Here is an 11,269-nt window from a genome sequence, read left to right as displayed (position 1 = left end):
CATAACAACAACCTGAAATACAAAGACTTTTATTTCAAATCAAAAACAGCAAAGGTCGTCTGAAACCTCTTTCAGACGACCTTTTCATTTTCTTACTGTCTAATTCAATTAGCCGATTTCGTTATACTTAGTCGGCAAACTGTTTTTTCATGCGTTCGCGGCGTTCTTGTGCTTCCACGGAAAGTGTCGCAGTCGGGCGGGCAAGGAGGCGTTTGAGGCCGATGGGCTCGCCGGTATCTGCGCAGAAACCATAATCGCCTTCATCGATGCTACGGATGGTTGCTTGTACTTTACCTAAAAGTTTGCGCTCACGGTCGCGGGTGCGCAGCTCCAGCGCGTACTCTTCTTCTTGAGTGGCGCGGTCGGCAGGATCGGGAGCCGATTCGTGTTCTTGCAGGTGGCCGGTGGTGGCAGATGCGTTTTCAATCAGTTCGTCTTGCATTTTTACCAGCAGTTCGCGGAAGAATGCCAACTGGTCACTATTCATGTAGTCTTCTTCCGGGCCGTCCCAATTCAAAATGTCTTGTTCTGTCAGCTTTGCCATAATTTTTCTTTCAATCTATTGCGGGAAACGAAATGCTACTCAAGTGGTTTATTTTATTGATTTCTTAGGACTTCTTTTCTCAAGCCCGTTTGGAAATGGCGGCATGATACCATGTTTTCACAGTCGTGTTTTCGATTTTCACTTTTTTGCATTTTGCTTACGTCATACTGCAAATTCTTAATGAACTCGCTGTCTATTGCAGTAGCCACAAGTTGATTTGGCGGGTAATTTGGGGCGATAGACTGCTTAACCAGATCCACAGTAATAATGCCAATATACTACCTGAAAAATCGTAGCGTCCGTACTTTAAAAACTGCACGGGAGAAAGTATGGGGCGATATATCCGTTCCAGCGCGACGGAAAGCTGGGAATAGGGATCTTTAATACTGAGTGCCATTCGGATAAACAACCCCATCAACAACACATAAGCCGCTGATTTAATTGTATTTAATACTGCCAGTATAAAATTGGCGATGATGATTTTTGCGCTGAATGCGGTAGGCTGCGCCACTAAAGTGATGAAGGTGAATACGATGTAATATAACAACAGTCCTGACAACAGGCAGGCTGGGTCGTATTTTTTAACCGGCAGAATTTTATGTAGCGGGTTGACCAGCCAATCGGTTGATCGCTTACTGAACGCCAAGAGCGCATGATTTTCACTCAATCCCGCCGCCTGCAGGAAGAGACGTGCCAAACACAGGATAACGATGCCGTCGGCAAGCAATATCAATAAATCTCCGCGCATTTTCAGACGACCTTATATTGTTGTGCCATTTCCTGCGAACGCTTGACGCAGGCTTCCACGCCTTGGGCAATGGCTTCGGCGACGTGGCATGATTTGAACGTTTCGATGGCTTCGTGGGTGGTTCCGCCTTTGGAAGTAACGTTTTGCTGCAATTGCGCGAAGTCTTCGCCGCTTTGTTCTGCCAAGGCGACTGCACCTTTAAACGTGGCGAGACTGAGGGCGCGGGCATCTTCTTCGCTAAACCCTTGCGCCTGAGCGGCGGCTTGCAGCGCGCTAAGCAGGTAAAAGACGTAGGCGGGGCCGCTGCCGCTAATGCCGGTAATGTTGTGCAACTTGTCTTCTTCATCCAACCAAACGGTCAAACCGACGGAGCGCATAATCCGGTCGGCGGCGGTGCGGTCGGCTTCGGACACTTCCGATTCGGCAAACATGCCGGATACACCCAAACCGATTTTTCCCGGCGTATTGGGCATGGTACGGACAATGCGGCGTGTTCCACCAAGGTAGCGGCTGAGAGTATCAATAGACAAACCGGCGGCGACGGATAGCACCAATGCGCCGTTGACACGAACGTTGTGGCACGCGGCTTCCATGTCCTGCGGCTTGACGGCAAGAATCAAAACGTCGTCTGAATGCAGTTCGGGCAGGGATTCAGAAACTTCAACATTCAATTCTTTTGCCAAACGCTCGCGTTTTTCCGCACCGCGGTTGGCGATGTGGATGCGGTATCCACCCTGCTTGACCAATCCGCCCGCGATGGCGGCCGCCATATTGCCACCGCCTAAAAAGTAGATGTTCATAAATTTCCTTCAATTTTTAAATGAAATACATTTTATAGTAGATTAAATTTAAATCAGGACAAGGCGACGAAGCCGCAGACAGTACAGATAGTACGGCAAGGCGAGGCAACACCGTACTGGTTTAAAGTTAATCCACTATACTTGGGGTCGTCTGAAATGCCGTTCCCACCAAACTAGAAAACTTCAGACGACCTTTTTACCAACGAACGCTTTCGGGCAGCGATGTTCGGTGTAAACCCTGTTTTTCCAAAAATCTATTGCCGCCGGCTTTTTGGGCTTGCACCAGCCTGACAAGGACGAACATGGATACCAGCCCATCAACCGACAACCCGTTAAGGTTAAACCCAGCAAAACGACCGAGATAATCTGTTTTATTGACTGTCTTTCCCTTTTGGTTCCCGTCTGCCGAAAATCGCGCTGCCGATGCGCACATGCGTTGCGCCGCATGCGACCGCCACAGGCATGTCGCCGGACATCCCCATAGACAACACATCCGCGCGGACACCCGCCGCGTTCAGGCCGGCAAGCAGTTTCTGCATGGTTTGGAACTGAACGCGCAATGCTTCATCATCGCTGTCGGCTTTGGCGACACACATCAATCCGCGTACAACCACATTCGGCAACTTCGCCACTTCCACCGCCAGCGCGACCGCCTCATCGGGCGCAACGCCGTGTTTCGCCTCCTCGCCCGCGATATTGACTTCGATGCACACCTGCAAAGGCGGCATTTCGGACGGACGCTGTTCGCTCAAGCGGCGGGCGGTTTTCAGACGACCTATCGTATGCACCCAATGCGCGCGTTCGGCGACAAATTTGGTCTTGTTTGACTGCACATCGCCGATGACGTGCCAAACGATGTCGGGCAAATCCGCGAGCGTTTCCGTTTTCTCGTACCACTCCTGAATATAGTTCTCACCGAAATCACGCTGCCCTGCGGCATATACCTCGCGGATGTCGTCTGAAGGGAAGGTTTTGCTGACGGCAATCAGACCCACTTCGCCCGCCTGCCTGCCCGCCTTTTGCTCGGCTTCGGCAATGCGGCGGCACACCTCCGCATAATTTTGTTGCAATACCGACATGATTTCTTCCTTTATTACATCAATTACAGCGATTTTGAAAATTTTACTTGGTCTGAACGGTTTATGTATTTAAAATAATACAATTTATCGGAACCTGAACAGGGAAATGCCCGGCATTCCGCGTCCGCATTTTAAATCGGGTTCCGCCTCATTATTCTAAACTAAAACAAGGCCACATTATGCAGATTACCGACTTACTCGCTTTCGGCGTCAAAAACAAAGCTTCCGACCTTCACTTAAGCGCCGGAATGTCCCCCATGATCCGCGTTCACGGCGATATCCGCCGCATCAACCTACCCGAAATGTCCGCCGAAGAAGTCGGCAACATGGTCACTTCGGTCATGAACGACCATCAGCGCAAACTGTTCCAACAAGATTTGGAAGTGGACTTCTCCTTCGAGCTGCCCAACGTCGCCCGTTTCCGTGTCAACGCATTTACCTCCAACCGCGGCCCTGCCGCCGTCTTCCGTACCATTCCGAGCGACGTATTGACGCTGGAAGACCTGCGCGCCCCGCGTATTTTCCAAAAAATCGCCGACAACCCGCGCGGCTTGGTATTGGTAACCGGCCCGACCGGTTCCGGTAAATCCACCACGCTGGCGGCGATGATCAACTACATCAACGAAACCCAACCCGCACACATCCTCACCATCGAAGACCCGATCGAGTTCGTCCACCAAAGTAAAAAAGCCCTCGTCAACCAGCGTGAGCTGCACCAACACACCCACAGCTTCGCCAACGCCCTGCGTTCCGCATTGCGTGAAGACCCCGACGTGATCCTCGTGGGCGAGATGCGCGACCCCGAAACCATCGGCCTCGCGCTGACTGCCGCCGAAACCGGCCACTTGGTATTCGGTACGCTGCACACCACCGGCGCCGCCAAAACCGTGGACCGTATCGTCGACGTATTCCCTGCCGGCGAAAAAGAAATGGTACGTTCCATGCTGTCCGAATCCCTGCGCGCGGTTATTTCACAAACCCTGCTGAAAACCCGCGACGGCAACGGCCGTGTCGCCGCACACGAAATCCTCATTTCCACCCCCGCAGTGCGCAACCTGATCCGCGAAAACAAAATCGCCCAAATCAACTCCGCGCTACAAACCGGTCAATCACACGGCATGCAAACCCTCGACCAAGCGCTGCAAACCCTCGTCCGCCAAGGTACCATCAGCCCCGACGTAGCCCGCAGCAAAGCGCAAAACAGCGACAGCATGACCATCGTCTGATAAATACATTCCACTATCGGGAACAAACCAGGTCGTCTGAAAACGCAGTTTCACAACGAGGAAGCCCGTTTCCCATTTTCAGACGACCTCCGCAAGGCAGGCACAACACCCAATAACAAACAAACCGCCCGCCGGTCTCAATATTCACTTACTGATAAAGAGTACACAAAATGAGCGAAACAACTCCTTTACACGACTTACTCAGCGAAATGGTGCAAGCCTACTCGCAAAAAAACCAACCGCCGCACATCCCTACCCCCGCCGAAATCGGTACACACCTCCATCCCCTGCTCGACCGCATGTGCGTCGAAGCAGAAAAACGCGGCGCATCCGACATCTTCATCAGCGCAGGCTTCCCGCCTGCCGTCAAAGTCAGCGGCACCCTAACCCCCGTCCCGCACAAAGCCCTGACCGGCGAAGACACAGCCGCCATCGTCGAATCCACCATGAACCCCGAGCAGCTTGAGACCTTCAACCGCGAATGGGAGCTCAACTACTCCGTCCAATCCCGCAGCAACACCCGTTACCGTGTCAACGCCTACCACGAACAAGGCCGCGTCGGCATGGTCTTGCGCCGCATCAACCAAGAAATCCCCGAAATGGAGAGCCTCGGCCTGCCCGCCAAACTCAAAGACCTCTCCCTTTCCCCGCGCGGCCTGCTGATCCTTGCCGGCCCGACCGGTTCCGGTAAATCGACCACCATGGCATCCATGCTCGACTACCGCAACCACAAAATGCCCGGCCACATCGTCACCATCGAAGACCCGATCGAATTCATCTACAAACCCCGCCGCAGCATCTTCACCCAGCGCGAAGTCGGCATCGACACCAACGACTGGAAAATCGCCGTTCAAAGCGCGATGCGTCAAGCGCCCGACGTCGTCTGTATCGGCGAGGTGCGCAGCGAAGCCAGTATGGAATACGCCCTCCAGCTTGCCCAAACCGGCCACTTGTGCGTCTTCACCATCCACGCCAACACCGCCGCCCAAACCATCGAGCGTATCATCAACTTCTACCAAGAAGACCGACGCAAACAAGTCCTCATGGATTTGGCACTCAACCTGACCGGCATCATCGGCCAACGCCTCGCCATCAAGAAAAACCGCAGCCAGCGTACCGCCGTCGTAGACCTGCTGCTCAACACACCCGCCATGCAGGATTTGATTTTCAAAGGCGAACTCATGGAAATCCGCGAACTCATGATGCGCTCCGGCACAGACGGTATGCAGACCTTCGACCAACACCTGTTCGAACTCTACATCCAAGGTCAAATCGAATACGACGAAGCCCTGCGCCAAGCCGTTTCCACCAACGACCTGCGCCTGCGTATCCAAATGCACGAAGAAGGCAACGACCCCGACCGCCTCTACGACCGCATCAGCGATTTGAACCTGATTTCGTAAACACCCGATGTCAGGCAAAACAAAGGTCGTCTGAAAACCTGAAATACGGGTTTTCAGACGACCTTTTTTATATTTTATAGTGGATTAACTTTAAATCAGGACAAGGCGACGAAGCCGCAGACAGTACAGATAGTACGGAACCGATTCACTTGGTGCTTCAGCACCTTAGAGAATCGTTCTCTTTGAGCTAAGGCGAGGTAACGCCGTCCTGGTTTAAAGTTAATCCACTATATTTGATACGGCGATTATCCGCCCTTTATCAAGAAGGTTTTAGGGAGAGCGCAACCATCGGATTGGCTTTAACCAGAGCCAGCACCCAGTTTTACATGAGCGCTAATCTTAATGCCCTCTTTGCCGGAAGAAGCAGATTACCGAATACGATGTTTGCCGTTTCTGTCGATTTTGACCAATTTGACGTCGAATATCAAAACGGAATTCGGACCGATTTTATTGCCAAGCTTTTCTTCTCCGTAAGCGAGTTTGGCAGGAATATAAAAAGTAGCCTCGCCGCCTGCTTTCAAAAGCTGCAAACCTTCTATCCAGCCCGGTATGGTTTGGTCAAGCCGAAAAGAGATAATGCCGCCTACTCCATCATCACTTACACCTTCTTTACTGCTGTCGAAGACAGTACCGTCAATCAGGCGGCCTTCATATTCGACATGTACGAGATCGTTTTTCCGAGGCTGTCTGCCTGTACCCTCTTTGATCATTTTGTACTGCAAACCGGATGCTGTTGTTTTCACGCCCTCTTTAGTGGCATTTTCTTTCAAAAAAGCCTCACCTTTTTCTTTATTGGCTCGTGCTTCTTCCTCGTATTTTTTCGTTGCTTTAGCTTCAAGTTCTGTCATGATTTCCACCTGCGCTATGCCGGCTTCCAATTCACTCAATTTAGTCTGTTTACCATTGTATACGGACTGTACGGCGTTAAAGAAGGCTTTCATATCAACTTCGAAACCCTGTTTCTTCATCTGCTTCAAGGATTTGCCAACGTCCATACCCATTGCATAGCTGCCTTTTTCATCCAAACTTTTGAAAGATGAAGATGTATCTGATTCAGCAGACGCCTCGGTCTCTTTTGCAGTTGTACCATTAAGAGATGAAGGCGTGGTCGTAGTTGAAGAAGTATCGGGGGTTTTATTGCTGCAAGCTGTCAGGGAAAACGTGGCAATCAGTGCCAACATGCTTAATTTCAAGATTTTATTCATAGTATTTCTCTTTGGCGGGAAATTGGAAGAAGCAGGGATTATAACCTTCGCATAAAGAAATTAGAAAAAAATCATACAAACACGATAAAAAGGTCGTCTGAAAACCCAAAAACCCAGTTTTCAGACGACCTTTCTCACTCTTATGGCAATAAAGCCACACTGACCAATGTAAACCGCCATTTAAGCTTTTATCATTTTCTCCGCACTCCGCCTCCGCTGCCAAACGCACCCCTCTCCACACAGCAAGGTTCATAAATCTTCATACTTTTCATCGCACTTTACGCAAATTATAAATCGCGCACCTCGATATTTCGGACGATACAAATTCAGCCGTTTCAATGAATTACAAACGTTAAGCACTTGAGAAGATGGGTAACGCCTCGGCAAAGGCGGTTGCGGCTCATCCGCAAGCATCCGATACTGGATTCGTCGGAAGCAGAAACACGCTTCCTGTTTATCCGTGAAGGAGCATTATCATGAAAAAAACCTTACTGACTGTTTTATTGGCTACCGCTTCCGCCATCACTTTCGCTGACGGTTCTTTTACCGGCGCAGGCTTGGAAGTCGGCGCGGGCGCAACCAAAAGTGATGTGCGCAACGTTAATCTGAACGAAAAAACCAAAGGCGACGTTGCCGTACGCGGCAGCTACAACACACAATTCGGACAAAGCAACTGGATTGGCGGCGTTGAAGCCGGCGTTAAACCGCTGCACCGCAAAATCGCGGGCAATGCGAAACAAAAAGTCGATGCCAACGTTTCCTACGTCCAAGGCTACCGCCTGACCGACAATGCGCTGGCTTACGGTAAGGTCGGCTACCACTACGGCCGCTTCGACAATCTGGGCGCGAAACGCAACAATATGAACGGCCTCGGCTACGGCGTGGGCGCGAAATACGCCGTTGCACCGAATGTCGAAGTCGGTGCCGAATGGGAGCAAACCCGTTATAAAAAAGACAATTTGAAAGTCCACAACAACAGCTACATGGCTACCGTCGGCTACCGCTTCAAATAATCTTTTTTAAACAGACAAAGGTCGTCTGAAACCGTAAATCTGGTTTCAGACGACCTTTTTGTCGATTCGGGCATCTTAAACGATGCCCTCTTCTTTCAGCCTTTAGTCTTTGCGCGTTTCCACCAAGACCATTTCGGCAGCGGCAACGGGTTCGGCTTCGACTTTCGGCACGTCCGCGCGGCGCAGGCCGGATTCGGGTTCGGGCTGAACCTGTTCGGCAAAGGCGGCGACGGCTTCGGGATTGGTTTCGACGAACACCAAACCGCCTAAGTCGGGCAGCGCGGCAACGGCAGGGACAGTTTCTTCCGGCTCGGTCGCTTCCGCTTGGCCTGCTTCCGGCGCGGTTTGCGGTTCGGATTCTGCTGCTTGGGCGGCGGCGGCCGCTGCTGCTGCGGCAAGGGCTTCGATGGCGGCGACGGCTTCGCGTTCGGCTTTCCAAACGACCAGTTCTTCCTCCATTTCAACGACGGCTTCGGCTTCACCTTCGGCAGGGACGGCGGTCATCGGTTGGTAGCCGTCTTCGGTTTCGATGGCAAACACGGAAGTCGGGGTATCTTCAACGCTGCCGATGGCGGAGTCGATGATGCTGCATTCATCGTCGGTGCTGTCTTCGATCAGGATGCCGCTGTCCGCTTCTTCGCCTTCGATGGAGAACACGAAGGCTTCTTCAGTGGCCGCAACGGGTTCGGAAACGACGACAACCAAAGGCTCGGCACTATCCTCGGGAGCGGGGATGGTTACGGCAAACGGTTCTTCTTCGACAGGCTCGCCCATGACGTGCGCGGCGGCAAAGCGGACTTTGTCGGCGGTATCGTGAATATTCAGGTACTGCTCGATTTTGGCGGCAGACGGAATATTGCGTTTTTTACCGTTTTGACGGCGGTCGCGCTGATTGTTGCGTTCGCGGCGGTCGCGTTGGTTGTTGCGCTCGCGTTGGCGGCGTTCGTTGCCTTTCGGTGCATCGTTATCGGCGGTTTGCACGCCCTCTTCCGCTACGCTGTCCACTGCTTCGGACAAGGTTTCTTCCGCGCGGATGTCCGCTTGTTCGCGGTTGCGTTCGTTACGATTGTTGTTGCGGCGGCGTTTGCTGCCTTGTGCCTGCTCGCCCGAACGGGATTCGTTTTCAGACGACGTTGCGGCGGCGAGTGCTTGGACTTCGAGGTTTTCGGCTTCCGCGGCGGCGTTGCGCTCGTTTTGGCGGTTGCGGCTGCGGCGGTTGTCTTTGGCGTTGCGGGTTTCGTTTTCCGCTGCCTGATTGTCCGCTACTTTGTCTTTGAAGTCCGCCACTTCGCGCACTTCTACCTTGCTGCCGTCGTGCCTATTGTTGCGGCGCGGGTTTTGGCGGCGGTTGTTTGCGCGGCGGTTGCCGGAATTACCGTTGCGGTTGTTGCCGTTTGAAGTGCGTTTTTCCGCCACTTCGGCAACAGGCGCGGTTTCGGTTGCGGTATTGCCGCCGAAAATGCGTTTGAGCCATGCTTTGAAGGTATCCCACCATGAACCGCTTTTCTGCTCGGATACGGTCGGGGCAGGCTGGGTATGGCGCACGCCTTTGACGGCGGGTTCGGGACGGGCGGCTTTGGCTCTTTCGCTGCCGAAAGGTTTGGCGGATTCGTCTTCTTCCGGCTCGGCAACGCGTTTGTAGCTCGGTTCGCCGTCTTCTTCTACGTCGTCGATGCGGATGCGGTTGATTTCGTAGTGCGGGTTTTCCAAGTGGATATTCGGAATCAGGACGACGTTGACGTCCAAACGCTCTTCCATCGCAAACAGCTCGGCGCGTTTTTCGTTCAACAGGAAGGTGGCAACATCGACGGGCACTTGCGCATGCACTTCGCCGGTGTTGTCTTTCATCGCTTCTTCTTGAATGATGCGCAAAACGTGTAGGGCGGTCGATTCGATGCCGCGGATGACGCCGGTACCGGCGCAGCGCGGGCAGGCGACGTGGCTGCTTTCGCCCAAAGCGGGTTTCAGGCGTTGGCGGCTCAATTCCAAGAGGCCGAAGCGGGAAAGTTTGCCCATTTGCACACGGGCGCGGTCTTTTTTGAGCGCGTCGCGCAAGACGTTTTCAACATCGCGCTGATGCTTGGGGTTTTCCATGTCGATGAAGTCGATGACGACCAAGCCGCCCAAGTCGCGCAAACGCATTTGGCGGGCGACTTCTTCGGCGGCTTCCATATTGGTTTTGAACGCGGTGTCTTCGATGTCCGCGCCGCGTGTCGCGCGGGCGGAGTTGACGTCGATGGAAACGAGGGCTTCGGTGTGGTCGATCACAATCGCGCCGCCGGAAGGCAGGCTGACGCTGCGGGCAAACGCGCTTTCGATTTGGTGTTCGATTTGGAAGCGTGAGAACAGCGGCGTGTGGTCTTCATAGAGTTTCAGACGACCTACGTTGCTCGGCATGACGTAGCTCATAAACTCGGCAACTTGGTCATAAACCTCTTGATTGTCCACCAGAATTTCGCCGATGTCGGGACGGAAATAGTCGCGGATGGCGCGGATGAGCAGCGAGCTTTCCATGAAGAGGAGGTAGGGTTCGTGGTGCGCCTTACCGGCTTCTTCGATGGCCTGCCAAAGCTGTTTGAGGTAGTTCAAATCCCATTCCAACTCTTCCGCGCTGCGGCCGATGCCGGCGGTGCGGGCGATGATGCTCATGCCGTTCGGAATGTCGAGTTCCGCCATAGCGGCTTTGAGTTCTTGACGCTCTTCGCCTTCGATACGGCGGGATACGCCGCCGCCGCGCGGGTTGTTGGGCATCAATACCAGATAGCGTCCGGCCAGGCTGATGAAGGTGGTCAGCGCCGCGCCTTTGTTGCCGCGTTCGTCTTTTTCAACTTGGACGATGACTTCCATGCCTTCTTTGAGTACATCCTGAATGCGCGCCCTGCCGCCTTCGTAATCTTGGAAATACGAACGCGATACTTCCTTAAACGGCAAAAAGCCGTGGCGGTCGGTTCCGTAATCTACGAAACACGCTTCCAGCGACGGCTCGATGCGGGTGATGATACCCTTATAAATATTACCTTTGCGCTGCTCTTTACCCAGCGTTTCGATGTCCAAATCCAAAAGGTTTTGCCCATCGACAATGGCAACGCGCAGCTCTTCGGCCTGCGTTGCATTGAACAACATTCTTTTCATAATCATTACCTCGCACAGGCGGGCAGCCTTTTCAGACGACCTGCCTGCTCTTTGTCAGACACTCTGCGAGGCGGGCGGGATTGGGCATAGCCCGCGCCCCTTTTCGGCGCAGGATGCAG

Annotated in this window: 9 protein-coding genes and 1 pseudogene; 3 read left to right on the top strand and 7 right to left on the bottom strand. The window is 53.1% G+C overall.

Translation table 11 applies throughout. From position 1 onward, the window contains the following. Nucleotides 1–127 precede the first annotated feature (127 nt). From dksA to HMPREF1051_RS08445, 5 genes and pseudogenes are all read right to left on the bottom strand, one after another. Entirely contained in the window at nucleotides 128–544 is a 417-nt protein-coding gene (gene dksA, locus HMPREF1051_RS08460; RefSeq protein ID WP_003767066.1) for an RNA polymerase-binding protein DksA, read from the bottom strand. A 193-nt stretch (nucleotides 545–737) separates the two neighbouring features. Beyond that, nucleotides 738–1,292, bottom strand: a complete 555-nt coding sequence (locus HMPREF1051_RS08455; RefSeq protein ID WP_003767107.1) for a YggT family protein — start codon at nucleotides 1,290–1,292, stop codon at nucleotides 738–740. A gap of 2 nt (nucleotides 1,293–1,294) precedes the next feature. Then, nucleotides 1,295–2,092 carry a pyrroline-5-carboxylate reductase gene (gene proC, locus HMPREF1051_RS08450; RefSeq protein ID WP_003767125.1) on the bottom strand — a complete coding sequence of 266 codons (798 nt, stop codon included), beginning with the start codon at nucleotides 2,090–2,092 and terminating at the stop codon, nucleotides 1,295–1,297. A 246-nt stretch (nucleotides 2,093–2,338) separates the two neighbouring features. Beyond that, a pseudogene (locus HMPREF1051_RS15280) lies at nucleotides 2,339–2,539 on the bottom strand (hypothetical protein); the annotation flags it as partial. Next, nucleotides 2,464–3,171: a YggS family pyridoxal phosphate-dependent enzyme gene (locus HMPREF1051_RS08445; protein WP_003767119.1), complete on the bottom strand. Its 708-nt coding sequence runs from the start codon at nucleotides 3,169–3,171 to the stop codon at nucleotides 2,464–2,466. The pseudogene HMPREF1051_RS15280 and the gene HMPREF1051_RS08445, both read right to left, overlap by 76 nt. 179 nt (nucleotides 3,172–3,350) lie before the next feature. On the opposite strand from HMPREF1051_RS08445, the gene HMPREF1051_RS08440 reads away from it, so the two are divergent. Then, entirely contained in the window at nucleotides 3,351–4,397 is a 1,047-nt protein-coding gene (locus tag HMPREF1051_RS08440; RefSeq protein WP_003767088.1) for a type IV pilus twitching motility protein PilT, read from the top strand. Nucleotides 4,398–4,567: 170 nt separating this feature from the next. Further along, the gene (locus HMPREF1051_RS08435; RefSeq protein WP_003759784.1) at nucleotides 4,568–5,800 is read left to right on the top strand and encodes a PilT/PilU family type 4a pilus ATPase; all 1,233 of its coding nucleotides are present in this window, start codon (nucleotides 4,568–4,570) and stop codon (nucleotides 5,798–5,800) included. Nucleotides 5,801–6,168: 368 nt separating this feature from the next. Here HMPREF1051_RS08435 and HMPREF1051_RS08430 read toward each other — a convergent pair whose 3' ends face one another. After that, nucleotides 6,169–7,005 carry an FKBP-type peptidyl-prolyl cis-trans isomerase gene (locus HMPREF1051_RS08430; RefSeq protein ID WP_003767116.1) on the bottom strand — a complete coding sequence of 279 codons (837 nt, stop codon included), beginning with the start codon at nucleotides 7,003–7,005 and terminating at the stop codon, nucleotides 6,169–6,171. A gap of 476 nt (nucleotides 7,006–7,481) precedes the next feature. Between HMPREF1051_RS08430 and HMPREF1051_RS08425 the strand changes: the two genes are divergently transcribed. Then, complete coding sequence (locus HMPREF1051_RS08425) at nucleotides 7,482–8,018, top strand: porin family protein (RefSeq protein ID WP_003767081.1); 537 nt, start codon at nucleotides 7,482–7,484, stop codon at nucleotides 8,016–8,018. Nucleotides 8,019–8,120: 102 nt separating this feature from the next. On the opposite strand, the gene HMPREF1051_RS08420 is transcribed toward HMPREF1051_RS08425, so the two are convergent. Further along, entirely contained in the window at nucleotides 8,121–11,150 is a 3,030-nt protein-coding gene (locus HMPREF1051_RS08420; protein ID WP_196794318.1) for an Rne/Rng family ribonuclease, read from the bottom strand. Nucleotides 11,151–11,269 lie beyond the last annotated feature (119 nt).

It is taken from the genome of Neisseria sicca VK64 (genome assembly GCF_000260655.1).
GTDB classification, from domain to species: domain Bacteria; phylum Pseudomonadota; class Gammaproteobacteria; order Burkholderiales; family Neisseriaceae; genus Neisseria; species Neisseria sicca_B.
Note: the sequence above shows the minus strand (reverse complement) of the source record. Positions and strands in the feature narration are given on the sequence as shown.